Genomic DNA, 25,711 nt, shown 5'->3' with positions numbered 1-25,711 from the left:
GGCTCTCCCGGTTGCAACGCCTCTGGTCCAGGCATTACCGGGAAAGCCCAGGAATAATTGTTACACCAAATATACGAAACTTATGAAAAAGCTGCTCTTCCGAAGCAGTAAAGTAATCTTATTGCTTTCACTTTATGGAACACCTTTACTAGCCTTTTCTTCACTTTATAGTTTTCCGGTTAATGCAGCCAACCGGATGAACTTGCCCGATGTACCAGTTACCGGCAAAGTAACCGGCCCTTCCGGTGAACCGCTGCCCGGCGTAACCATCGTGTTAAAAAACACCACCATTGGTACTACTACCAGCACCGACGGTACTTTTCAGCTAACCGTACCCAATGGTTCGGGTACTTTAGTAGCCTCTTTTATTGGGTTTGCTACCAAAGAAATTCCAGTAAATGGTCAAAAACCGGTGCAGGTTACCTTGGCCGAAGATACCAAGGCTTTGAAAGAAATAGTAGTGGTAGGTTATGGCAGCCAGGAGCGCAAAAACCTGGTGGGCTCAGTTAGTAAAGTAAATCCTTCCGAAACCAAAGACATACCCGGTGGTAATTTTGCCGCGCAGTTGCAAGGCAAAGCTTCCGGCGTACAGATTTCGTCGAGCACCGGCGTTCCCGGCGAAGGCATTTTTATCCGGGTGCGGGGCGCTACTTCCATCAACGCCAGCAACGACCCCTTGTACGTGGTAGACGGAGTTTTTGTGAATAACAACAGCTTACAAACCGTAAGTACCGGCGGCAAAGCCACCTCGCCCATTGCGGATATAAACCCTGCTGATATTGAAAGCATTGAAGTTTTAAAAGATGCCAACGCTACCGCCATCTACGGCTCGCGCGGCGCCAACGGAGTAGTAATTGTTACTACCAAACGGGGTAGCTATAATACCAAACCAAAAGTTACTTTCAACACCTCACAGGGCTTTGCCAAAGCCGCCAACCTCTGGGATTTAACCACCGGTCCGGAGCACGCGGCTTTAATCAATGAATACTGGATTAACTCGGGTCAGGATAATCCGGCTTTAAAGCAAACCTTTGAAAATCGTCCTTTCCGGCCGGTATCCGAGGGAGGCAGAGGTTTACCCGAAGAACAACAAACACAAGACCGGTTAGGTGATGTATTCCGCACGGCCCGCCTGGCTAATTACGACTTATCCTTACAAGGTGGCAACGCCAATACTAAATATTACATCGGCGGCGGTTATACCAAACAGGAAGCCATTATAAAACCGGTTTATCTGCAGCGCGCCAGCTTTAAAGTAAACATTGATCAACAGGTAAATGATAAAGTACAGGTAGGCGTGAGCAATACCGTGTCGCGCACGTACCGCAACCAGGCCCGCGCCGGCGACGGTCCGCAAGGTGGTTTACTGCAATCGGCGTTGCATACGCCCACTTATTTGCCCAAGAACAATCCGGATGGGAGCCCGGCCCGTTACGCCGGTTTTGATAACCTGGATGTACTCCTGAATAACTACGACGTTAATTCTACCAGCTTGCGCTACATCGGTAACTTGTTTGTGGATGCTGAAATTATCCCGGGTTTAAAATTCCGCAGTAGCTGGGGTGTAGATTATAACAACTACGACGAATCGGAATACTGGAACGATAAAACCCAGCTCGGCGCGGCTCCTACCAATGGATTAGCCACTTCGGGCTTAACCCAAAAAACGTCCTGGCTGAACGAGCAAACCCTTACTTACCGCAAAAACTTTGGCGGCAAACACACCATTGGGGCTTTAGTGGGTAATACGCTGCAAAGCGATGTGCTGAACAATACTTCGGCCCAAGGCAGCAACTTCGCGAGTAATTCTTTTACCTTAATCTCCGATGCGGCAACGCGTACTTCTACCCAAACCTGGACAAAAAATTCCTTAGCTTCTTTCTTCTCCCGGTTAGATTATAATTTCGATGAAAAATACCTGCTGGAGTTTACGATCCGGGCCGATGGTTCTTCCCGTTTCGGGGGCAATAACAAATGGGGCTATTTTCCATCGATTGGGGGTGCGTGGCGTTTAAAAGAAGAAGAATTTTTAAAAAATGTAACCGCCCTGAGCGATTTAAAACTGCGGGGTAGCTTTGGGGTAACCGGTAACCAAAACGGCATCAACGATTTTGCTCCTTTGGGTTTCTGGGCCGGTGGAGTAAGTTATGTAGATAACGCTACCAGCGGCGATAAACCGGGCATCGCACCGCAGCAAGTGGCCAATCCTAACTTAAAATGGGAACGTACCCGCCAGGTAAATGCCGGGGTAGACGTTGGTTTGTTCGAGGGCCGCATTGGTCTGGAGTTTAATTATTACTCTAAATACACCACGGATGCTTTGCTGCAATTACCTGTGCCCGCCCGCACCGGTTTTGCGACCTACATTACCAACGCCGGCGAAATCAGCAACAAAGGCTTTGAGTTAGGCATCAACACGGTTAACGTTCAAGCGGGTGATTTTACCTGGAACACCAATTTCAACTTGTCCCGGAACATTAACAAAATTGAAAAACTACCCATCCCAACCGTTTACGGCAGCCGCGATTTACTGCGGGCGCAGCAAGGTTACCCGATGTACTCGTTCTGGGCCTACAAACAATTGTACGTAGATCCACAAACCGGCAACGCAGTATTTGAAGATGTAAACCAAGACGGCCAAATTACCGCCGCCGACCGCCAGATTCTGGGTACCGCTTCTCCTAAATTTTTTGGGGGATTAACCAACAATTTTACTTACAAAGGTTTTGATGCCGGCGTGCTCATTTCTTTCCAATACGGTAACAAAGTCTGGAACCACAACCGGTTCTTCGGTGAAGGCGGTGGTACCCGCGATGCTAACCGCGTAATTTTTGCGAGCCAACTGGATCGGTGGCAAAAGCCCGGCGACGAGACGGATGTTCCGCGCTTAACCGGGATTGGCAATAACTACCGCTTAGAGCAAAATAGCCGTTTTTTAGAAGATGGCTCGTTCCTGCGCCTGCGTTCGCTTAGTGTTGGGTACTCGCTGCCGAAAAATCTGTTGTCGCGGGTGAAAGTCGATAATCTGCGCCTGTATGTGGTAGGAACCAATTTGTTCCTGCTTACTAAATATACCGGTCCAGACCCCGAGTCGAATGTAACCAACACCGACCAGAATACCCAAGGTTTAGACCTCGGAACGCCGCCGCAACCGCGCACCATTCAATTCGGAATCAACATTACCATCTAAGTTTTTACCAAAATGAAATTTTTTAAAAAATCCAGATATATACTGCCCTTTGTGCTGACCTTAAGTTTAGCTTCCTGCGATAATTTCCTGGAAGTAGAGCCGCGGCAAGCCATCGTGGACGACCAAACCATTGTGGATGGCGTTACCGCCGAAACCGCTGTGCGGGGTTTGTACGGGGCTCTCGCCAGCACGAATTATTACGGTACTACTTTTCAATCGATTGGATATTTTCAGGGGGATAATATTCAGTGGACCGGTTCCCAGTCCATCGTGGCACAATTTATTAACCACAACGTTACCGCCGATAACGCGTCGGTAGCCGGTACCTGGGCCGCCATTTACCAAACCATTAACCGCGCGAACCAGATCATCGAAAAAGTGCCTGCCGTAACCGATGCTACTTTTACCCAGGAGAAAAAGAACCAGTTATTAGGCGAAGCTTACTTTGTGCGGGCCCTGGCTTATTTTGATCTGGCGCGTACCTGGGGCGGTGTACAATTAGTGCTCACCCCCACCAAAGAACTCACCGACAACGAAGGCATTCGCCGCAGTTCGGTAACCGAAACTTACGCCCAGGTTTTAAAAGACTTAACCGAGGCCGAAAAACTATTACCCGAAACCACCAACCGCTACCGGGCTACCAAGAAAACGGCCTGGGCTTTACTGGCCCGTTACTACCTGTACCAAAAAGATTGGGTGCAAGCCGAATCCTACGCGAGTAAACTAGTGGACGACGCCGCCAATTACAAACTGGTAAAACCGTACAGTGCTTTCTTCGCCAACAATGCCCGCGGCACCGAAGAATCCATTTTTGAAATTTACTACAGCCCGACTTCTACCAACACGCACCGCAACAGCTGGCAACCACCCGCTAATGGCGGCACCCGGCAATGGGCACCCAACGATGCTTTGGTAAGCCTGGTAAATGACCCCACGGTAGGAGGAAACCGCAACGCTTTAGTCGCAAAAACTACCCAAGGATTGTGGTACGGCAATATGTATTACCGCAGCCCGGCCACCGATCCTACCTTCGTTATCCGCATTGCTGAATTGTTTTTGATTCGGGCTGAGGCTCGGGCGCAGCTAAATAAGTTACCGGAAGCACTAGCGGATTTAAATGCGGTGCGCGAACGGGCCGAGTTAACTACCAGCCCAGCAGTAACCCAACCTGAAGTTTTGCTGGCCATTGAAAACGAACGCCGCGTAGAGTTTGCCTTTGAACCGCACCGCTGGTATGATTTAATCCGGACTGGCCGCGTGGCGGAAGTTTTGGGAGTAACCGATGCGAATAAATACGTGCTGCCGATTCCGATTGACCAATTGAATGCTGATAAAGCGCTGGAGCAAAACCCGGGTTATTAGTCACTGAATTTTGGTTTGTATATACCGCGAGCGTCCACGCTCATGGTTCCCATGGGCTGGCCTCTGGCCAGCGTAGGCGGGACGCCTACCAATAGTCGTCACAAACGTGGACGTTTGCGACAGTGCAGAAAACAGTTAATAAAACAGAAAGTCCTGATACCTGTGTCCTGATACCTGATACAACAAAAATTTAAAAAAAATATGGCTACCGCAGAAATTTCGTTACCTGTTTCTAAAAAGAAAGCCTATGAAAAGGTAAATGTACCGGAACCATCGGTTCCTACTTCCGACTGGAACGGGCTGGAGAAAACGGCTTTTCGTTTTTTCTTTATTTACTTTTTTATTCAGGCCGTACCGCTCGACTGGAAGTATTTTCGGAATCTGTTTTCCATCAACTGGCTCGATTTACATTTCCGGGACATCTTTTACCTGAGCCGCTATACCCCTCAGTTTTTCTCCACTCCCGAAAATGCAACTGGTTGGGGCATTAATTCTTTCGCCGATTGGGGAGTAGTTCTGGTAATAGCTGTAATTGGAGCTGCCATTTGGTCAGCTGCGGACCGTAAGCATAAAGAATACAACCAGCTGTATTACTGGCTGCGCGTTATTCTGCGGTACCGCTTAGCTATTGGCTTAATTGCCTACGCTTTTTTAAAAATTTACCCGATGCAGTCGCCGTTACCTTCCATCAGTAACCTAAACACGCACTACGGTGATTTTAACGCCTGGAAAATTTTCTCACTGACGTTGGGTATTGTGCCGGATTATCAATCATTTCTGGGTTTGGTAGAATTACTTGCCGCGGCTTTACTCTTTTTCCGCAAAACGGCTTCTATTGGGGCTTTCCTAGTTTTACCATTTACCGGCAACGTGTTTATGTCGAATTTGGCTTACGAAGGCGGCGAATACGTGTACAGTTTTTACCTGATCACCATCGCCTTATTTTTGTTTGCTTACGATGGCAAACGGCTCTTTACTTTACTAACCCTGGAGCAACCCACGCTCCCGAATCGTTTTCATCCGAAATTTACGGATTGGCAAAAAAGTGCTCGATTGGTTTTAAAAAGTGCGTTTGTGTTCGTGTTTATATTTCTGTATGGCTATAAAACCTACGCGGTTTACCATAAAGAAGGCTCTTACCATTTCCCGAAAACCGCTGGCTTACCAAATGCCAGTGGCTTGTACAACGTAAAAGAATTCCGGATTAACAACCAGGTTTTACCTTATTCCGTTACCGACCCAATTCGCTGGCAGGACGTAGTTTTTGAAAAATGGGCTACCATCAGCATCCGCTCTAATCAGAAAACACCTTTAGAAGAAGCCAAAACCGAAGAAATATTCCTGAACGACCAGGACCGCAATTACGAAGAAGCCGGTTCCGGTGGCCGCCAATATTATTCTTACCAGATTGACGCTGCTAACCAAACTTTAATCCTGCAGAACAAAAACAAGAACCGGCCGAGCGATAAATTAACGCTGAATTACGAACGGCCTAATGCCAATCAGATTATTCTATCCGGCCATAACGAGAAGCAGGAACCCGTGTACGTGGTGCTGGAAAAAATAAATAAAAAATACCTGTTGGACGAAGTGGCTCGCGAAGGTCGCCAGAAACTGATGAAGTTATAAGTAGATAAATTCTCCTAACAATTTTAAAAAACAGATATGGCTACCTTAGAAACCATCGAACCGACTACCGATCAGAAAGCCCGTGTGGCTGCAGGGAACGAGATTGGTACTCCCGCTAATATTAGCGCTACTCCGGAATGGAAAGCTTACCAGAAGGTGGCCTTCCGGATATCATTTATCTTTTTTGTTTGCCTCTCCATCCCGAACGGCGTGGAATGGTACAAACACGTGGCCAATATGGATTGGACCAACCTCCATTACCGCGATTTATACGACATTGCGCGTTTCGGCTCCGGTATTGATTTGTTTGGAAATACCTTCTTTGGGAGTAAGCTTAATGGCTACGCCAATTGGATTGTTACTTTTCTGGTAGCCGTTGTGGGCGGAATAATCTGGACTTGGGTAGCTGCTAAAAAGAGTCCGGCACCTAAAAATTACAACTTACTGTATTATTGGTTGCGGGTAATTGTGCGTTATCGGGCCGGTATTGGTATTATCGGCTTCGGTTTTACTAAATTATTGCCGGTGCAAATGCCGTATCCTTCTTTAGGTTTATTGGAAACTAATCTGGGCGATTTTACTGCCCAGAAAATTTACTGGTTATCCATCGGCATTGTGCCCTGGTACCAGATTTTTGCCGGGGTGGTGGAAGTAGCCGCCGGTACTTTGTTGTTTTTCCGTCGCACGACTACTTTGGGTGCTATTCTGTTATTTGGTGCCTTGGGCGATATCGTGTACGTGAATTTTGCTTATGACGGCGGGGTGCACGTGTACAGCTCTTATTTTGTGTTGCTGGCTGGTTTCCTGATGGTGCACGATATTCCGAAATTATACCGCTTACTTATTCAGGAACGCTTTACGGTGCCGGTAAATTATTACCCAACCTTTGCGCAAACCTGGCAGAAATTTACCCGCATTGGTTTAAAAACCGGCGTCATCGTCTTGTTTTTGGGCGTGTTATTTTATCTACAATTAGTTAACTTTTTGTACGATCCGTACAAGCAACCATCTACGGCCGGAGTAAAGAAACTACGCGGTACGTATCACGTATCGGAGTTCCGGATTAATAATCAAATGCTGCCTTTCTCCCCGGAAGATTCGGTGCGGTGGCAAGACGTAACTTTCGAGAAATGGACTACCCTGACCTACAAAGTAAATCGGCCTTTGCCTTTGGATCTATCCAACGGTGGCGGCGACCCCATGCGCGACATTAACCGTACTTTCGAAATTTCCGGTGTGGGTGGCGGACGACGAATTTTTCATTATTTAGCCGATACGGTAAACCAGGTTTTATACCTGCAGGATAAATATTACCCCTTTCAAGCCCGTCGTAACCGGGCAGCGGGCGTAGGTGGCGATGGTGGTCAGAATAACTCGAATACGCAGCAAAAGAAAAAAGAAGCTGCTACAGCCTACGATGAAAACTGGATTCCCAAAGAAGCCTTAGCGAACATCGGCGACGAAAATAAGATGATTGACGAAAGAGCCGCCTCTACCCGCCGCGACCGTGAATTTGCCGAAGCACCAAAAAACGAAAAACGCAACCGCATGATTTTAAAATATTCCACCACCGATGGCTCCCGGGTAATTTTAACCGGTACCGACGATAAGAAAAACTCCGTTTACATTATGCTGGATAAAGTGAACAAACAATACGCGCTCTCCGAAAGTACTTTAGAAGCAGGTAAATATTAGTGGTAGTAGGTCTTAAATAGGAAAGTCAACCACTCCCAACCCCTCCTTATCCAAGGAGGGGAGTTTTGAAGAAAAACCGTTTTAACTTAAAAAATTTTTAAAATTATTTACAACTATGGCAACTATGGCGCGGATTTACTTCCGTGACTTACAGGTTAAAACAGAAAAGCTGAATTGCTGAAATTAGCAGGTCCTTTAACCTTTTTCGGTCAAGTTATCTAAGGAGGGGCAAGGCACGGAAGTAAATTCGCGTTATAGATTTATTTCTTAAAAAAAAGCATATTAAAGCTCCCCTCCTTGGCTAAGGAGGGGTTGGGGGTGGTTGACTTTCCGGGAATAAAAATTTAATAATGTAAGCAGCTCCCTTCAGCAGAAAAAACAAATGTTGCTTAAAACATTATAATACCGAACCAGATTTAAAGAATAAGGTAAGTACAGTTACTTTGCTTCACCTATTCAAACCAGATATTACTTGTGACGAAAACAAATTATGATGCCATAGTAGTGGGTTCCGGACCCAACGGGTTAGCGGCCGGTATTCGGTTGCAACAAGCGGGGCTTTCCGTTTTAATTGTAGAAGGAAGCAGCACGATTGGCGGTGGCTTACGATCAAAAGAATTAACTCTGCCGGGTTTTGTGCACGACGTATGCTCGGCCATTCATCCCATGGCAGCGGCCTCGCCTTTTATGAGTACGTTGCCGCTGCAGGAACACGGGCTGGAATTTATTTACCCCGATATTGCCGCCGCCCACCCCTTTGACAATGGGACTGCCGCGATTTTAAAAAAATCGTTGGAGGAAACAGCTGCTTTATTGGGCGAAGATAAAGAAGCGTACTTGCATTTGATGGAATCGGTGGTACGGGATTGGCCGAAATTAGCCCCCGATGTATTAGGCCCTTTGCCCATTCCGAAATTCCCTGTAGCTATGGCTGGTTTTGGGGTGAAAGCGCTTACCTCCGCTACTTTTTTGGCAAAAGGTTTTAGTACTCCGGAGGCGAAGGGTCTTTGGGCAGGTATGGCCGCGCACAGCATTCAACCTTTAAGCAACCTGGCTACTTCGGCTATTGGTTTAGTATTAATGGCAGTGGGGCATTTGCGAGGCTGGCCCGTTCCTAAGGGTGGTTCGCAGCAAATCGCTAATGCCATGGCTTCCTATTTTGTTTCTTTGGGAGGAGAAATCGAAACCGGTAACTATGTAAAAACTTTAAAACAACTACCTTCCGCCAAAGCTGTTTTGTTGGATGTTACACCGAAACAGTTACTGGAAATGGCCGGTTACCGGCTTTCATCAGTTTACAAGTGGCAATTGAACCGCTACCGCTACGGCATGGGCGTATTTAAAATGGATTGGGCCCTAGACGGACCTATTCCGTTTACCGCGCCCGAATGTCGGAATGCTGGTACCGTGCACCTGGGAAATACTTTAGAAGAAATTGCGGCCGGTGAGCAAAAAAGTGCCAAGGGGCAGCACCCGGACAAGCCTTTTGTATTATTGGCGCAGCAAAGTTTATTTGACTCCTCGCGGGCACCCGCCGGGAAGCATACCGCCTGGGCGTATTGCCACGTACCAAACGGTTCGCAGCTCGACCGAACCGAAGCCATCGAAAATCAGATTGAGCGTTTCGCGCCCGGTTTCCGGGACTTAATTATCGGTCGAAGTGTCATGAATACCGCCCAGGTAGAAGCCTATAACCCCAACTACATTGGCGGCGACATTAACGGCGGTATTATCGATTTAAAGCAATTATACACGCGACCTACCATAAGCCTATCGCCTTACCGGACTTCGGCGAAAGGCATTTACGTCTGTTCTTCCTCTACCCCACCGGGTGGGGGAGTGCACGGTATGTGCGGGTATCATGCGGCTAACCGGGCCTTGAAAGATGTTTTTAAAATTCATAAGTAGGGGTTTTAAAAGTTGTGTGGACTAAAAATGAACTACTATAGCATCACTATGGCGCGGATTTACTTCCGTGACTTGCAAGAGAGGCACGTAAGTAAATCCGCGCCATAGTAGATTGACCATAGTGAATTTGTTTCTTCCGGAGAGTAAGTTAAAAATGCCGCGAGCGTCCTCGCTCGTGGCTGACTATTAGGTAGGCCTCCGGCCGGGCAAACGGATGAGCCTTTATACGAAGGCTCTACAGGTAAATTCCAACCGGCCAGAGGCCGGACTATGCTGCTCACGAGCGAGGACGCTCGCGAGATAACGAGAGGGCAAGAATTCTAAAAATTTTAAATATTCAAATCGGCTTAAAAGTATCTCAACTTATATATCCACCTGAATTAATTGTCTACTAAATCTATATAATAAAGAAAATTTAAAAAATTATGTCATCAACCCAAACAACAATTACTTCTCCACCCAAAATCCGACTTGCCATTTCCGAAGACTGGACGGTAGTGATTCTAGGAGGATTAATCATTTTGTTAGCCATTGCTGGATTTCTACTGCCGGTTCCGGTATTTGGCTGGAGTAATACCGCTGACTTAACTTCTAAAGTTTTAAATGCCGGTAATCTGAGCATTATTGCTTTGCAGTTTCTGCTGGTATTTACCATTGGTGGGTTGGGAGCCAGTTTGGTTGGTAAACCCTTAAAATCGTATTTGCTCGTTTTTCCGGTAGTGTATATACTTACCATTCTGGCTTTAATTCTGGCTGGTAATAAGCAGGTAAAAGCCTTAAACCTGGAAGCTGTTATTTTTAGTTTATCGATTGGTTTAGTAATTGGTAACTTTTTTAAGTTGCCGGATTGGTTTCGGGCTACGCTGACTACGGAGTTGTTTGTGAAAATTGGCTTAGTGCTATTGGGTACCAGTGTTATTTTCTCGGATATCTTAAAAGCGGGTTCATTGGGTTTAATTCAGGCGTTGCTGGTAGTGGTATCGGTGTGGTACCTGGCTTACTGGACTTGTAAAAAACTGAAAGTAGACGACGAGCTCACCATGATGATTTCCAGCGCGGTGTCTATTTGCGGTGTTTCGGCAGCTATTGCTACCTCCGGCGCCATTAAAGGCGATTCTAAAAAGCTTTCTTACGTGATTTCGATGGTGTTGATCACGGCCATTCCGATGATGATTTTTATGCCGTACGTAGCGCAGTATTTTAATTTTCCGCAGGAAGTTACCGGCGCCTGGTTAGGTGGCAGCATTGATACTACCGGGGCTGTAGTGGCTTCGGGTACCTTGGTGGGCGAAACGGCTTTAAAAATTAGTACCATTGTGAAGTTCTCCCAAAACGTGTTGCTCGGCTTAGCCGCTTTTGCCATTTCGGTTTACTGGACGTACACCAAACATCCGTCGGCAACCGACCAGAATACCAAACCTACTTTAGGCGTTATTTGGGAGCGTTTCCCCAAGTTTGTACTGGGCTTTATCGGTGCTTCGCTGCTCTTCTCGTTTTTTGTATCACCCGAAACTACCGCTCAGGTGAAAGACAGTTTAAAAAACCTGCAAGGTTTGTGGTTTGCCCTGGCTTTCACCAGTATTGGTCTGGAAACCAACTTTGCCGATTTATTTAATAAGCAAAGCAAGAAACCGCTTTATGCCTTTTTAATAGCGCAAACTTTTAACATTTTTATCACGCTGGTAATTGCTTTTGTTTTATTCGGGGATAAGTAACAATATCCAATTATTGCTCAACATAGGAAAAAAAGTCCTCTTTGGAGGGGGTAGGGGGAGGAGAGGTAGTAGTCAATAACAAATAAACTTAAATTTTAAATAAACTTGGACCTGGTCTTATTTAAGATTATTTAAGGAGAATCTAATCCTCCCCTTACCCCCTCCAAAGGGGGACCATCTCCTAAATTTTATAATTTGATGGGTAGTTAGGTAGGAAACAAAAAGGCCTAAGAACCATCATTAGATTCTTAGGCCTTAAAATAAAAATTTTAAAAAATTAAATGCTGTTGGCTCCTTTGGTGCCACCGCTTTGGTCCGGGTTGGCATGACGGCCTTGGTTCGGACTGTCGTCTTTTTTAGAATGCTTCAGCTTGGTGCTTTGGCCTTTGTCTTTATTTGTTTGAGATGTATTCTCGTCCTCGTGCATGTCTTTATTATGTCCTTTGGTCATGGCATATAGCTTTTAAGTGGAAAATAAATGATTCACACTTCTTGTTACGGCTGCTACCAGGTTGTGTTTATCTAAACCAGATAAATTGACGGCATTAATGGAGAAAAACTTAATTACAAAGATCAAAACAAAATTCACTTAAAAATACCTCGCTGCTCCACTCTATTAACTACAGCCGAAGAACAGGAAACAAAGCTTATTTTATGAAAGCAAGAACCGGTAAGTAGGAGGGAGAAATGGCAATATATTATTAGATGGAAAATTTAAAATTTTTAAAAAAAATTGGTTTAGCCTGGCTTGTAGCGGGTGTGCTGCTTCTGGGAGCATCCTGCGTCCGCACGCAACCGGCAAACCAATCTACAGCAATTTCCAACGTTTCGGCAGCTCCAGTACCAAGTCCTGATTCCTCAGAGTGGCCAGCGAGTTTTAACTTTGGGAAACCGGCTACTTCTCAAGAAATTGCTTTACTGGACATAGACGTGCGGCCTGATGGCAAAGGATTACCCCAAGGCTCGGGAACCGTACTGGCGGGCAAAGCCATTTATGCCGTAAAATGCGCAGCTTGCCATGGTAAAACGGGAATAGAAGGACCAAATAACCGCTTGGTTTCTGTTACCGATAGCGAAATTGCCGGAGCAGAAAGCAGCAAAGAAAAAACCATTGGCAATTACTGGCCCTACGCCACCACCTTGTTCGACTATATCCGGCGGGCCATGCCGTTTAATGCGCCGGGTTCATTAACCAACGAAGAAGTTTATGCCTTAACCGCTTTTCTACTAAATGCTAATAAGATTATTCCCCCGGAAGCCAAAATGAACGCCATAACCTTACCCAAGGTAGTAATGCCCGCGCAAAAGCTCTTTGTTCCCGATGACCGGCGAGGTGGATCGGAAGTTAGATAAACTAGGTGCAAACAGCGTGAGTTGCAAACATGAGAATTAGAAAAATTTAAAAAAAACAATAAAGTGAATTCAGAAACGGAAGATACACCCTTGTTTCATAAACCGCTGAGTCGCCGGAAACTCTTGGGGGGCGCGGCAACGGCAGCCGTAGTGTTGGTACAAACTGCGGTAGGAAAAACGGTGCAGGCGGCTATACCGGAAGCAGCGGTAATAACCGATGATCCTACTAAAAAGCCCGGACCATTACCAAGTGAGTTAGGCACGCGTTCGGTATACGAAAAACCAGTTCGGAAACCTTCGGACACGTCGTCGCGCACCCCCTTACAGGATTTATACGGCACCATTACGCCCGCTGATTTGCATTACGAACGGCACCATGCCGGCGTACCTACCATTAAGCCGCAAGATTACGAACTGTATATTCACGGCTTGGTAGAAAAGCCCATGAAATTTACTTTGTCGGATTTAAAACGTTTTCCGGCTTTTTCGCGAATTTGTTTTTTAGAGTGTTCGGGCAATTTCCGGAGCAACCCGGCCGGGAAAATTACGCCCCAGGAAATTGCCGGTTTAACCAGTCAAAGCGAGTGGACGGGCGTGCTGCTTTCTACGTTGTTCCGGGAGGTAGGCGTAAAACCCAATGCCACCTGGTTTTTGGCCGAAGGTTCCGATGCCGCCGTGATGACCCGCAGCATTCCGGTAAAAAAAGGTTTGCTAGATGGAATGATTGCTTATGCCCAAAACGGCGAAGCTATTCGCCCGGAGCAAGGGTATCCGGCCCGCTTGTTTTTGCCCGGTTGGGAAGGTAATACCAGCGTAAAATGGCTGCGCCGTCTGGAATTTTCCGATGCGCCGTTTATGACCCGCGAAGAAACTTCTAAATACACCGAACCCGTAAAAGACGGCAAGATCCGGCAGTTTAGTTTTGATATGGATACCCGTTCCATTATTACTTTTCCAGCTTATCCGGTGCAGGTAGAAAAAGGCTGGATAGAAATCCGGGGCATAGCCTGGAGTGGCCGGGGTAAAATTACAAAAGTAGAAGTAAGTACAGACGCCGGTAAAACCTGGCAATTGGCTCGTTTGCAAGACCCCGTGCTGGACAAAGCGCATACCTATTTCCGGCATTTGTGGCAGTGGAACGGCGCAGAAACCGAAATTAGGAGCCGGGCCGTTGATGAAACGGGTTATACCCAACCTACCTTTAACCAATTAGTTGCCGCCCGCGGCGACAACAAGGGTGGTTATCATTTTAATCCCATCACTACTTGGCTGATTCAACGGGACGGTCAGGTTTTAAACAAGCCGGATAAATAAAAAAGAGTATCTTACCGGTACAGTAGGAGCAGCGTGAATTATGCATTTAGATATTTTGGTTTTTTCGGCGCATCCCGACGATGCGGAAGTAGGTTGCGGCGGTACTATTTTAAAACAAGTAGCCTTAGGGGATAAAGTAGGCATGATTGATTTAACCCGGGGCGAATTAGGAACCCGCGGTTCCGCCGAAATCCGGGCCTTAGAAGCTTTAGAGGCAAAAAGATTGTTAGGGTTACAAGTGCGGGAAAACTTATGGATGCGGGATTGTTTTTTCGTGATCGACGAAGCGCATACCATGCAGATTATCCGGGCGGTGCGCAAATACCAACCGCGCATTGTTCTGGCTAATGCGCCCCACGACCGGCACCCCGACCACGGCCGGGCTTGTAAATTAGTAACCGAAGCCGCTTTTATCGCGGGTTTACCCCAAATTAAAACCGACCTCGACGGCGAACCCCAGGAAGCCTGGCGTCCGGAACTGGTTTTACAATACATTCAGAACACCTACATTAAACCGGATATTCTGGTAGACATTACCAACTATTGGGATTTAAAATTAGCCGCTATCCAGGCATACCGCAGCCAGTTTTACCACCCGGACTACAACGAACCAGCCGTAACCTATATCTCTGCCCCGGATTTTTTCCTGATTCACGAAGGCCGAGCCCGGGAATTTGGCAAATACATCAACGCCCCCTTCGCCGAAGGTTTTACGTGCCAGCGATTTCTGGGGGTAGATAATTTACAGCATTTGCGGTAAAGAGAACAATTACTATAGCAGTTACTTTGTAACAAGCTATATGAAGGCTACTGGTAAATCAAAAATTTAAAAAATTACTCTTAAATATTATTCGGAGGAACCTATTTAGCTACATAGCCAAATAGGTTCCTCCTGAATGACAGAAAAAAATCCTATACCAAAATCCTCAAACCGTTTCTACAATAGCACTGACTATCTGATAAAGTTCCGGGTTGCCTTTATCCATATTAGTTAATATTCGTTTCTTTTCTTTCAGATACACTTTAGCAAATCCTCCTCCGTGTTGAACAATAGAAGTAGTGTTATCTATTAAGTCACAGTATTTAATGGTTTGAGCTTCCGGCGATATTTCCCAAAGCCGGGCTGCTTCCAATTCTTTTCTGGCTTTTCGGTTAAATTGCGGGAATGCCTCTGAGGTGAACACATCCGTTAATTCTTTAACCAAAAAGCAGATATAATCACTATCAGTATTACTCAAGCCCATGCCGGTTAAAAATTGATAAAGTTCTGCTACGGTACATTCGGTGTCCTCCAGTACATCATGGCATAAAGCCGCCATCACCATGCGGCTATCTGGGCTATACTCTTTAATCTTTAATGCCACCCGAACTAAATGATTTACATAAGGCTCATGGGTATATTTTCGTTTTTGTTGACCGTGCTTTTCGGTAACAAAGGCAAGCACCTTTAACTCTGTTTCGGTAAACTGGTCATTGAACGCGGCTGCCTCCATGTTGCTGCTTGAAGTTTAATTTTTAAATTTTTATTAGAGTTTACGCTAAAATTGCACTTATAGACACGGACTATAGGCAATACTAGACAATACTAAAGGTATACTTAATGCCACCACATTGCACAGGAAAGCCACCACATTGCCGCCGTTTGTGTCCTCACAAACGGCTTTAGAGTCTTTTGGCCTGCTTTGGAAATATTGGCAATAGTTAAATTCTACTACTGATTATTTGTTGTCTGGTACAATTAATTTCATATCAGTTAATTAGCGTGGAATTCCAGGCAAACACTAAAAAGGTATTCCTTACTTTATTGAATTCTCTTTAAAGGAAAGAATATAAGTAACCATTAACTTAGCCTCTTCCAAGGAAACTTTTGGGTGCGGGCTCATCATGGCATTTCCCCACGAACCTTTTCCACCGCTTATTACTTTTTGAGCCAGCATATCTATATAAGGCTGCTGAACCGGATATCTTTCTGCTATATCTTTAAACGCCGGACCTACCGAATCTTTGTTTTCTTTATGGCAGGTATAACAATCGGAGTAAGCAATTAGCACTTCTCCCTTCTGGGCTGCTTCTGCAGGTATGGGATTACTTTCTCCGGGAATTTTCCGGATATAATCTATTCTTCGGCGATGGTGGTCAACCTCTGTTTTATTCGGTTTATTACAGCCTATGCAACATAAGCTGAAAAAATACCAGCAATAACTTAGCAGTTTATGAACCTTCATTAATCTATCTCGCACAAGTATTGACCACCCGCGTTTAATTTGTTGGAGTTGATGAAAATTAAAGTAGACAATTATAAATTTAGTAAAATTAAAGGTAAACGGATAGCTAACTTTTTAGACCCTATAAATATCAAATCTTACTTAACTGTTTATTCTAAAAAAATCCAGGATAGTTAGCATACATTAGATTGGCTACAATATAATTTTTAAACATAAACTACCTTTCAGAATAGAAATTTTTAAAATTTGTTTTACAACATAGGTTCCTTATTTTTAGCTAATGTACAAATCTAATGAAGAGCGTGCTTTAGGCTGGTTGTTTACTTTTTTCGGTAGAAAGAGCATTTTAGTGAGATAATAGTTAAATATGAAGAGAGCCCTACTGCTTTTATTTCTGGTGTTCCTCTTGCCCTATCAGGTGGTGGTTGCTTTAGAACTATCCGTTAACCCAGGCAATAATTGGAAAGCAGGCGTGGCCCGAATTATTATTACGCCTAAACAACCGCTCTGGATAGCCGGCTACGCCAATCGAAAACACCCCTCAGAAAGTACCCGCCTGGAATTGTTTGCCAAAGCTCTGGCCCTGGAAGATGCCTCCGGAAAGCGAGCAGTAATGGTAACGACTGATTTATTGGGCCTGCCGAAAGATGTTTCGGATAATATCCGGGAACAACTTCAGGTAAAATTTAATATTTCAAAGGCTCAGATTTTACTAAATAGTTCGCATACCCATTCCGGACCGGTTTTGGGAACTGCCTTGTTGGATATATACCCTTTAAATGAGGCAGAAAAACAGAAAATAGCTCAATATACCCAAACGCTGGAAAATCAGATTGTAGAGCTCGTTAGAAAGTCATTAAAAGATTTGGAGCCCGCCCGCTTGTACGCCCAAAATGGAGTAACCCGTTTTCAGGTGAACCGACGAAACAACAACGAGGATTCGCTGGCTTTGCTAACAAACCTTGAGGGGCCGAACGATTATGCGGTCCCGGTTATGAAAATAGTAAATGCGAAAGGAAAGTTAAAAGCCATTGCTTTTGGCTATGCCTGCCACCCCACCGTTCTGAACGATTATAAATGGTCGGGCGATTACCCGGGTTACGCGCAACTGGAACTGGAAAAAGAACATAAGGGAGCAACGGCTTTGTTTTTCCAGAGTGCCGGAGCCGATCAAAATCCTTTACCCAGGAGGTCAGAGGCCCGGGCGCAACAATACGGCCGGGAATTGGCTGCGGCCGTAGACAGAGTTCTGGAAGAAAATATGACCGAGCTTTCCCCTGCTTTAAAAACGACTTATACCGAAATAAACCTGCCTCTCGATAATCCTCCTTCCGAAGCAAAATTGTTAGAAGTGGCCGCCGATACATCGGCCGCTCACAATCAACGTTGGGCCAGGCGCATGCTCACCGAAAAGAAACAAGGCAAACAGTTTCGTACTTCTTATCCCTACCCTTTACAAGCCTGGCAGTTAGGCGACCAGTTACTATTAGGTTTAGGCGGCGAATTGGTGGTGGATTATGCTATCCGGCTTAAAAAAATGTTTGGCCTAAAAACCTTTGTTTTAGGTTACTCTAACGATGTAATGGCCTATATTCCTTCGGCTCGGATACTGAAAGAAGGCGGCTACGAAGGCGCCACTTCGCAAATGGTATACGGACTACCAGCCCCCTGGGGCCCCGGCATTGAAGAAATTATTATAAACGGAATAAAAGAAGTTACGAAACAGATGGGTGTGGAACCATCCGAAGCCAACAATTTAAAGCTGAGATAAGAATCTTTTGCCTGATAATTATTCAAAATAATGTAAATTACATAAAGTTAAATAGCTGGAAATGCCCACTTTAATGGGTAGAATAGTTATTTTTTTCTTGTTTAGACTGGCGTGAGTTAAGATGGCGCGAGTGTCCTCGCTCGTGTCTACTATCTGGTAGGCCTCTGGCCGGGCGAACAGATAATAAAAGCAATTTAGTAAAAATCCTATCGGCCAGAGGCCGGACGATAATCATCACGAGCGAGGATGCTCGCGATAGAACAAGAATGCCTATTATATGATAAATAAAATAAATGCTTTTTTTGCGGGTAAAGCAGCTGGTCTTTTCCTGTTATTGGTTCTTACAGGTTCAGCGGCAATGGCGCAAAAGTATCCGGGGCCACTTTCGCCGGAAGAGTCGTTAAAAAAAATAAAAATTATAGAGGGATTTAAAGCCGAAATATTTGCGGCCGAGCCAAACATTATGGACCCGGTTTCACTGGCTTTCGACGAGCAAGGCCAGGCTTACGTGGTGGAAATGCCGGATTATCCTTTTGAAGCGGAGCCGGGCAAAGGTAAAGGCCGCATCAAGTTATTAAAAGATATCGACAATGACGGTCGAATAGACCAAGCTGTGATTTTTGCCGAAAATGTAACTGAAGCAACGAGTATTTTGCCCTGGCAGGGTGGCCTTATTGTAACGGCTGCGCCGGATATTCTATACTTAAAAGATACAAATGGCGATGGCAAAGCTGATACCCGGGAAGTTCTCTTCACCGGTTTCTTTCAAAATAATTCGGAAGCACAAATTACTAATCTTAGGTATGGCATGGATAACTGGATTTACGCCAACAATCACGGACAAGACGGTTTAGTTACTTTTAACCGAACTCCTAACGTTAAACCAGTTGCGGTACGTGGGGCCGATTTTCGTTTCCGGCTGGACCAGAATAAGTTTGAACTGGAAACCGGACCGGGTCAATTTGGTCAGGCCATAGACGAGTGGGGGCACCGGTTCATTAATGAAAATTCCATCCATCTGGAACAAGTGATAATCCCGTGGCGGTATACCCACCGGCATCCGTTTTTACCCGTCACTAAAGCCATGGCGAGCATCACCGATCACGAAGAAATTATGTTACAGGAAACGCCGCCACCTTATTGGCGCGCCGAACGGACCAAACAACGGAATAAAACCTTTCAGGAAAATAATTTAAAGCGGGTAGAATACGCCGAAGATAGGTTTTCCGGCGCGGCCGGCATGGTTGTTTATGCTGCTGATGGCTTCCCGCCAGAGTTTAACGGTAATATTTTTATCAGCGATGTAGCCGGCAACCTGGTGCACCGCGATGTTTTAACCCCTAGTACCAAAAGCCCGGTTTTTGTAGCTTCCCGCGCTGGCAAAGAAAAAGAGCAGGAGTTTTTAACTTCTACTGATTCCTGGTTCCGACCCACTAATTTCACCGTAGGGCCAGATGGTTATTTGTACGTGCTGGATTATTACCGGCAGCATATCGAAACCCCTGTATCCATTCCGGATGAATTAAAAGCTGATATGAATTTTATGGCCGGCAGCGACAAAGGCCGCGTTTACCGGATTTTACCAACTAACTCCACTTTTAAAAATAATACGGTAAACCTGGCAAAAGCCTCCAATACAAAATTGTTAGAAACGCTTTCTCACCCCAACCTGTGGTGGCGTTTACAGGCGCAAAGATTATTGCTGGAAAAGCAGGATAAGTCAGTGGTGCCGGCTGTAAAAAAGCTTTTCATTACCAGCAAAGATGCCCGCACCCGGTTACACGCCTTATACGTGCTGGAAGGTTTAAATGCTTTGGATGCCGAGTTAATTAAAAAGGCTCTGCAAGATTCTGCTCCCGGCGTCCGGGAAAATGCGATTATTCTGGCCGAACAGTTTCCGGAAACTTATTCGCTGGTACAGGCAAGACTTAATGACCCAGTAATTCGGGTAGCTTTTCAGACCACTCTAAATTTACCCGAATTTAAAAACAAAGAAACCGCTCCATCTTTAATAAAGGTGTTAGAAAAATACGGCCAGGATTTCTGGTTTAGGATGGCAGTTTTAAGTTCCGAGCAAGGTTCTTCACCGGAGATTTTACAACTGTTAAGGCAGCCAAATACATTTTTTCAAAACCCGGAGCCTTGGAAGTTGGCATTCGTAAGCGACCTTTCCAATATCATTGGGGCTCGAAATCAAAAAGATCAAATCAGTACTTTTTTAAACTTTTTATCGCAGCCTGATTCGCAAATTACCGATTCTTTTCGGGTAGAAGCTATAAAAGGTTTAACGAAAGGTTTAAATCGAGCCACCAGCACGGATCCGAAATTAAAAGAGATCATACAAAGAATTAAAACAAATAATACTCAGGAAGTAACGGCTGCCATTCAGGATTTAAAAAAGTTTTATTAGTGATGATAGAAAAGATCTTCTCTTAAGCTTAGGTGGGGCAATGGTGGTTAACTTTTTACTAAATGTTATAGTATTTTAATATTTTTCCAGGTACTTAATGGTATTCAACTCAAAGCAGAATGAATAAAAAATATACCAGAAGAGAGTTTCTATTCAAAAATATAGCTGGCAGCGCCGCATTTATCACGGGCGGATGGTTGTTAACTTCTTTTAAAGTATCACAAACACATCCGCAAACCACAAACCAGGCTAAATCAAAAGACTCTGTTCAACAAACTCCCAAAAGTATCAGCCAAAATCCTTGTGAAGATTTATCAGGCATAGCATCGGGCGAAATTGAAAAGCGGAAGAAATTTGCTTACGTAACTATTTCTCCCAATCCGGATAGCCGTTGCGGTAATTGCAAGCTTTTTCTGCCACCAGCTGCGGGTAAACCCTGCGGAGCTTGTTTGTTGTTTAAAGGTACTGTGCAAGAATCTGGTTATTGTACCTACTGGGCACCACTGGAATAAACAATAAATAGGGTTCAAGCCCTACAATTTTAAAAGATTGAACCTTTAAATTAATGCAGATATTTCTTGGATGTAAACCCCAAATGGTTGCATTGAATTTTTTACAGAGTGTGGAAGGATTAATAATTTAAAATAATCTCTACTAAATCTATAGAGATTATTTTTTTTTACCAGATCAACTTTTATATTTGTTGCAGAAGGGCAGGAATTAGAGATAGAAGCTATTTATAAGCTTATACATCCGTCGCAGTGGCTGAGTGGCTAGGCAAAGGTTCGCTAAATCTTATACAACGGTTCGAGTCCGTTCCGCGACGCAAAACTATTTCTCATTTTAAATTTATTGTTATGGCACTGCGCATCGGCGAAATTGCTCCCGACTTTAAAGCCGAATCTACCCAGGGAATTGTTTCTTTCCACCGGTACGTTCAAAATCATTGGGCCATTTTATTTTCGCATCCCAGCGATTTTACGCCGGTTTGTACTTCCGAATTAGGCATGGTGGCCAAACTACAAGTTGAATTTGAAAAACGGAATACTAAAGTTTTAGGCATCAGCGCGGGCACCTTAGAATCGCACAAACGCTGGATTGTTGATATTGAGGAAACCCAGGAAACTACCGTAAATTTTCCGGTTATTGCTGACCCGCACAAGAAAGTAATTCACCTCTACGACATGATTCATCCTTTTTTCAGCCACACCGAAACCATCCGCTCCGTGTTTATCATTGGTCCGGATAAAAAGATAAAAAGTATATTAATTTATCCGGCTAATACCGGGCGTAATTTCCACGAGATTTTGCGCATGCTTGATTCTTTACGTCTGACTAGTGTTTATGAAGTGGCTACCCCAGCCAATTGGGAATATGGTCAGGATTGTTTGGTTTTGTCTGGCGTTAAAGACGAAGAATTAGCCACTACTTTCCCCAAAGGATTTAAAATACTTAAACCCTACCTCCGTACCACGCCGCAGCCTAATTAATAGAAGGAGTATTCCGAGGCCTTGATTAATAATCAGAATCTAAAATTTAATATCTGAAAGAATATTATCACCATAAATGCTATTAAGGTATGGTTACTGTAAAAACATTTACTTTCGAGTTCCGGCTAATTAACAAAACCAGCGTAAAATTTAAAATTGTTCTTTGTTAAAAGCTCCATTAACCTGCAAATTAACCAGCTAGTATTACCTTTTTAATAAACAGGCTACTGTATTCTCTAAAGCTTACTTATTTACTAAAATACAATTACAAAGAGTAAACAAGCCGGCAAACAAAAGTCGATAAAATGATTTTTTAAAAATTTAAATAAAATAATGCCTATGCTGAAAATAGTGTAGTTCAGAAATATCTTTTACCGGCGAGAAGTGGTTTGCCGGTAAAATTTAAAAAAATAGCTTTCCCGATCACAAGACCTCTGGAACAGGTCAAGAATCGGGAAAGCCGGTAATAAATTGTTCACCCAAATTTACGTATTTTATGAAAAAACTGCTACAAAAGAGTAGTAAGTTATTGCTATTGCTTGTTCTTTCCGAATCTTCTTTAGCCCATACGGCTGATTTTCATTCTCCTCCGCGTATTATTAAAAGTTTAGTAAAGCCGAAAAGTTTAGCTGCCGAAAATGTCTCCGGCAAAGTGGTAACCGCCACCGGCGAGCCTTTAATTGGCGTTTCGGTGCTGATAAAAAATACTAACCTGGGTACTACTACTGCCGGGGATGGCACTTTTCAACTAAGCGTTCCGAATTCTACCGATGTGCTGGTTTTTTCTTTTATTGGTTATTTGGCTAAAGAAATTCCGGTAAAAAATCAGAAATCCATTCAGGTTACCTTACAGGAAGATGCCAAAGCTTTAAATGAGGTGGTAGTGGTAGGTTATGGCACCCAAAGCCGGAAAAGTTTAGTAGGTTCTATTGCCGCCATTAATGCCCAAGAGACCAAGCAAATTCCGGTAGCGAGTTTCGATGCGCAATTGCAGGGCCGCGCCCCCGGCATTCAGGTAAATACGTTTTCTGGTACGCCCGGCGAAGGCGTAAAAGTGCAAATCAGAGGTACGGCTTCTATTAATGCTAGCAACGACCCTTTGTATGTCATTGATGGGGTACTGGTGAATAACAACTCTTTAGCTTCCATCGACTTGGGAAACAAAAAAACTTCCCCATTAGCCGATATCAACCCCGCCGATATTGAAAGCATTGAAGTTCTAAAAGATGCCAGTGCTATTGCTATTTACGGCTCTAGAGGGGCCAACGGGGTTATTCTGGTTACTACCAAACGCGGCGAATACAACGCCGGTAAAACCCGATATAACCTGGATGTTTCGCAAGGCTGGCAACAAGCCGATAAAAGCCGGATTTGGGAATTAACTACCGGTCCGGAGCACGCCCTGCTCGTAAATGAGCAATGGATAAACTCCGGGATAGATAACCCAGCTTTAAATCAGACGTTTGCTAACCGGCCATTCCGGCCCCGGGAAGAAGTTGTTAACGGAGTGCCTGGTCGGGGCACACCTGAAGAGCAGCAAACTTACGACCGGCTGAGCCGGGTTTTCCGGACGGCTCAAACCCGCAATTACGATTTAAACATTCAGGGTGGCAGCGAAAATATCCGGTATAATCTGGGTGCTGGTTACACCAACCAGGAAGGAATTTTAAAACCGGCCAAATTTGAAAGGGCCAGTTTTAAATTAAATTTTGATACCAAGCTTAGCCGCAAAATTACTTTTAGTTCCAGCAACGGGGCTTATCGTTCGTTCTGGCAACAAGTAAGAGGTGGCGCCGGTCAGCAAGCCGGGCATTTACTGGCGGCTTTACATCATCCTACTTACTTGCCTTTAACCAACCCCGATGGTACTCCGGCGCGCGGCTCCATCTACGAAAACATCGATAATTTAACCAATACCGATATCACCAATATTTCTACTCGTAGTTTGCGGTACATTGGTAACCAGTACGTGGAAATAGCCATTCTGCCCAATCTTCGTTTTAGAACATCAGTAGGACTGGATTATAACCATTACAACGAGCGCGAATTTTTTAACGACCAAACCATAATCGGGGGAGCACCGAACCCGCCCGGGTACGTAAACGAGGTTTTTACCAATCTTACCTTGCTGCAAAATGAGCAAACAATAACCTATAACCTGGATTTAGGTCCAAAACACGCTATTACTGCCCTGCTGGGAAACAGTATTCAAAGCAGTACGCAAACAATAGCGGCGCAAACCGGAACGGGTTTCCCGAATAACTCTTTCCAGCAAATATCAGCGGCCTCCATCCGCACTTCGGAACAAAGAAAATCGCAGTCTACAATAGCTTCTTTCTTCGGCCGGATTAATTACAGCTACGACGATAAATACTTCCTGGAAGGCTCCTTGCGGGCTGATGGTTCTTCTAAATTCGGGGTAAATAACCGGTGGGGATACTTCCCGGGAATAGGAGCTTCGTGGCGCCTGAAACAAGAAGATTTTCTGCAAGGAATAAACCAACTATCGGAGTTAAAACTGCGGGTTAGTGCGGGAGCAGCGGGTAACCAAAACGGAATAAACGATTACGCCGCCCGCGGTTTATGGGCCGGAAATGCTTCTTACCCGGATAATTTAATTAGCGGACCAAAAGCGGGCATTGCCCCCTCCCAACTCGAAAACCCGAATTTAAAATGGGAAAAAACCACTACCTATAATGCCGGCCTGGACTTAGGATTATTCGATAACCGTTTGTTCGTGAATGTGGATGCTTATTACAAATACACCACCGATGCCTTATTGTACCTGCCGGTTCCTTCAGCTACGGGTTACGGCAGTACTTTGGCCAATGCCGGCGAAGTGAGCAATAAAGGCGTTGAACTCGGCATTTCTACGGTAAATATTCAAGGGAAAGGCGATGGTTTTTCCTGGACTTCTAATTTTAATTTTGCCCGCAATGTAAACCGTGCCGAAAAATTAGTCAGCCCCATTACCTTCGAAGCCCGCGAATACCGGAGAACCCAGGAAGGCGCTGCTTTGGGTAGTTTCTGGTTGTACAAACAGCTTTACGTTGACCCCGAAACCGGTAATGCCGTTTTTGATGATGTAGATAAAGATGGCAAATTAACCCAAGCCGACCGGCAGTTACTGGGTAATTTAATTCCGAAATTCTACGGAGGATTTACCAACAACTTTTCTTACAAAGGTTTTGATGTAAACGTATTATTTACCTATCAATACGGTAACTCGGTATTTAACTTTAACAAGTATATTCTGGAAGGTGGCGGTACTCGCGATGCTTCCCGATCCATACTTAAAAGCCAACTTGACCGCTGGCAGAAGCCCGGCGATAAAACCAATACTCCCCGGGTTACCAGCGTGGGGAATAACTACAACATCGAGCAAAACAGTCGTTACCTGGAAGATGGCTCTTTTATCCGGTTAAAATCTATTTCGCTGGGGTACACCTTGCCCACTAGTTTAACTTCCCGGTTAAAACTAAATAAAGTACGCTTGTACGCCTTAGGCACCAACCTCTGGATTACCACAAAATACACCGGCGCTGACCCGGAATCGTCGGGTAGTGCGGGCCAAAACCTCGACGGCTTAGATACCGCTACTCCACCGCAACCCCGCGGACTGCAATTTGGCGCTAACCTTTCTTTTTAA

At 44.9% G+C, this 25,711-nt stretch carries 17 protein-coding genes and 1 tRNA gene; 15 read left to right on the top strand and 3 right to left on the bottom strand.

Annotated features, from left to right (window positions below; all coding sequences use genetic code 11):
* The first annotated feature begins 82 nt into the window (after positions 1 to 82).
* The 6 genes from HUW48_RS17490 to HUW48_RS17465 all read left to right on the top strand — a co-directional run bounded on the left by HUW48_RS17490 (position 83) and on the right by HUW48_RS17465 (position 11,499).
* Positions 83 to 3,190: a SusC/RagA family TonB-linked outer membrane protein gene (locus tag HUW48_RS17490; protein ID WP_182412167.1), complete on the top strand. Its 3,108-nt coding sequence runs from the start codon at positions 83 to 85 to the stop codon at positions 3,188 to 3,190.
* Between the two features lie 12 nt (positions 3,191 to 3,202).
* Positions 3,203 to 4,552 carry a RagB/SusD family nutrient uptake outer membrane protein gene (locus tag HUW48_RS17485; RefSeq protein WP_182412166.1) on the top strand — a complete coding sequence of 450 codons (1,350 nt, stop codon included), beginning with the start codon at positions 3,203 to 3,205 and terminating at the stop codon, positions 4,550 to 4,552.
* Between the two features lie 201 nt (positions 4,553 to 4,753).
* Complete coding sequence (locus HUW48_RS17480) at positions 4,754 to 6,181, top strand: DoxX family protein (RefSeq protein WP_246343530.1); 1,428 nt, start codon at positions 4,754 to 4,756, stop codon at positions 6,179 to 6,181.
* A 36-nt stretch (positions 6,182 to 6,217) separates the two neighbouring features.
* The gene (locus HUW48_RS17475) at positions 6,218 to 7,876 is read left to right on the top strand and encodes a hypothetical protein (RefSeq protein WP_220463945.1); all 1,659 of its coding nucleotides are present in this window, start codon (positions 6,218 to 6,220) and stop codon (positions 7,874 to 7,876) included.
* Positions 7,877 to 8,350: 474 nt separating this feature from the next.
* Complete coding sequence (locus HUW48_RS17470; protein WP_182412165.1) at positions 8,351 to 9,784, top strand: phytoene desaturase family protein; 1,434 nt, start codon at positions 8,351 to 8,353, stop codon at positions 9,782 to 9,784.
* A 425-nt stretch (positions 9,785 to 10,209) separates the two neighbouring features.
* A complete protein-coding gene (locus tag HUW48_RS17465; RefSeq protein WP_182412164.1) occupies positions 10,210 to 11,499 on the top strand; it encodes a putative sulfate exporter family transporter in 1,290 nt (429 codons plus the stop codon).
* Positions 11,500 to 11,776: 277 nt separating this feature from the next.
* Here HUW48_RS17465 and HUW48_RS17460 read toward each other — a convergent pair whose 3' ends face one another.
* On the bottom strand, positions 11,777 to 11,950 hold the full coding sequence (locus HUW48_RS17460; RefSeq protein WP_182412163.1) for a hypothetical protein: 174 nt from the start codon (positions 11,948 to 11,950) through the stop codon (positions 11,777 to 11,779).
* A gap of 254 nt (positions 11,951 to 12,204) precedes the next feature.
* On the opposite strand from HUW48_RS17460, the gene HUW48_RS17455 reads away from it, so the two are divergent.
* The 3 genes from HUW48_RS17455 (at position 12,205) to bshB1 (ending at position 14,926) form a co-directional block, all read left to right on the top strand.
* On the top strand, positions 12,205 to 12,852 hold the full coding sequence (locus tag HUW48_RS17455) for a c-type cytochrome (RefSeq protein ID WP_182412162.1): 648 nt from the start codon (positions 12,205 to 12,207) through the stop codon (positions 12,850 to 12,852).
* A 63-nt stretch (positions 12,853 to 12,915) separates the two neighbouring features.
* On the top strand, positions 12,916 to 14,166 hold the full coding sequence (soxC, locus tag HUW48_RS17450; protein WP_182412161.1) for a sulfite dehydrogenase: 1,251 nt from the start codon (positions 12,916 to 12,918) through the stop codon (positions 14,164 to 14,166).
* A 40-nt stretch (positions 14,167 to 14,206) separates the two neighbouring features.
* Positions 14,207 to 14,926 carry a bacillithiol biosynthesis deacetylase BshB1 gene (gene bshB1, locus HUW48_RS17445; protein ID WP_182412160.1) on the top strand — a complete coding sequence of 240 codons (720 nt, stop codon included), beginning with the start codon at positions 14,207 to 14,209 and terminating at the stop codon, positions 14,924 to 14,926.
* A gap of 166 nt (positions 14,927 to 15,092) precedes the next feature.
* Here bshB1 and HUW48_RS17440 read toward each other — a convergent pair whose 3' ends face one another.
* Positions 15,093 to 15,659 (bottom strand): HD domain-containing protein, encoded by a 567-nt coding sequence (locus HUW48_RS17440; protein ID WP_182412159.1) that lies wholly within the window; start codon positions 15,657 to 15,659, stop codon positions 15,093 to 15,095.
* A gap of 303 nt (positions 15,660 to 15,962) precedes the next feature.
* Entirely contained in the window at positions 15,963 to 16,391 is a 429-nt protein-coding gene (locus tag HUW48_RS17435; RefSeq protein ID WP_182412158.1) for a c-type cytochrome, read from the bottom strand.
* A 367-nt stretch (positions 16,392 to 16,758) separates the two neighbouring features.
* On the opposite strand from HUW48_RS17435, the gene HUW48_RS17430 reads away from it, so the two are divergent.
* From HUW48_RS17430 to HUW48_RS17405, 6 genes are all read left to right on the top strand, one after another.
* The gene (locus HUW48_RS17430) at positions 16,759 to 18,162 is read left to right on the top strand and encodes a neutral/alkaline non-lysosomal ceramidase N-terminal domain-containing protein (RefSeq protein ID WP_182412157.1); all 1,404 of its coding nucleotides are present in this window, start codon (positions 16,759 to 16,761) and stop codon (positions 18,160 to 18,162) included.
* A gap of 277 nt (positions 18,163 to 18,439) precedes the next feature.
* Positions 18,440 to 20,572, top strand: a complete 2,133-nt coding sequence (locus HUW48_RS17425) for a PVC-type heme-binding CxxCH protein (RefSeq protein ID WP_182412156.1) — start codon at positions 18,440 to 18,442, stop codon at positions 20,570 to 20,572.
* Between the two features lie 119 nt (positions 20,573 to 20,691).
* Entirely contained in the window at positions 20,692 to 21,084 is a 393-nt protein-coding gene (locus tag HUW48_RS17420; RefSeq protein WP_182412155.1) for a high-potential iron-sulfur protein, read from the top strand.
* Between the two features lie 243 nt (positions 21,085 to 21,327).
* Positions 21,328 to 21,398: transfer RNA gene (locus HUW48_RS17415), tRNA-Ser, on the top strand.
* Between the two features lie 31 nt (positions 21,399 to 21,429).
* Positions 21,430 to 22,062, top strand: a complete 633-nt coding sequence (locus HUW48_RS17410) for a peroxiredoxin (RefSeq protein WP_182412154.1) — start codon at positions 21,430 to 21,432, stop codon at positions 22,060 to 22,062.
* Positions 22,063 to 22,558: 496 nt separating this feature from the next.
* Positions 22,559 to 25,711 carry a SusC/RagA family TonB-linked outer membrane protein gene (locus HUW48_RS17405; protein WP_182412153.1) on the top strand — a complete coding sequence of 1,051 codons (3,153 nt, stop codon included), beginning with the start codon at positions 22,559 to 22,561 and terminating at the stop codon, positions 25,709 to 25,711.

It is taken from the genome of Adhaeribacter radiodurans (assembly GCF_014075995.1).
GTDB classification, from domain to species: domain Bacteria; phylum Bacteroidota; class Bacteroidia; order Cytophagales; family Hymenobacteraceae; genus Adhaeribacter; species Adhaeribacter radiodurans.
This window is presented reverse-complemented; position numbering and strand designations above follow the sequence as displayed.